The organism is Psychrobacter sp. 1U2 (assembly GCF_051847575.1).
This window is the reverse complement of record NZ_JBPYDC010001369.1, coordinates 1-615: the sequence shown is the minus strand read 5'-3', so window position 1 is coordinate 615 and position 615 is coordinate 1. Positions and strand designations below refer to the sequence as shown.

General features: G+C 40.5%; 1 protein-coding gene. It reads right to left on the bottom strand.

All coding sequences use genetic code 11. The features are described 5' to 3' along the window. Positions 1-490 (bottom strand): tetratricopeptide repeat protein (locus ACS8FD_RS22145; RefSeq protein WP_459252171.1); only part of this gene is annotated, 490 nt, incomplete at its 3' end. Positions 491-615: the final 125 nt, after the last annotated feature.

Here is a 615-nt window from a genome sequence, read left to right as displayed (position 1 = left end):
CAAGCGAGATGGCTTTTTTAAAGTATTGATCGGCCTTTTCAAGATTAAGGCGGCTGCCCTCTTGTTGCAACAAAACGCCCATCATATCATAGGCTGGCGCGTATCGGCTATCAGCAGCAAAAGCTTTTTCAAGTTGACGCTGCGCGGTATCAAGCTCGTTTTTACGAATGTATTGCGCGGCAAGCGATGTACGTACGCGAGCGATCTCCTGCTTGTCAAGATTACGAATATCGCTTGGCTGAGTAGACGTTTGATAACGCGTACTTCCAGTTAAGCCATCTGTTGGTGTACTTTGGCAACCCGCTAGTAATAAGGTAGCGATTGCACTAGCTATCAGCCGATTTTTTAGGCTCCCAAACTTTAGGTTACTAGACTCAGGATTACCAGAGATAGTATAGTTTGTTTTTTGATAAGCACTCGCTACTGAGGACTCCTTCATTATTAAAGATGTTTTACGCTGAGTCTTAAATTGACAAAAATATTCAAACATTATCATAGCCGCCATTATAAAACTGAGTTTTAGTACTGTAAATTTAATACTAGAGTTCCAATGAGCCATTAGTTTAATGGATTTAAACCCCTTAAGTACAATTTAGTTACCATGACTGCATTTTT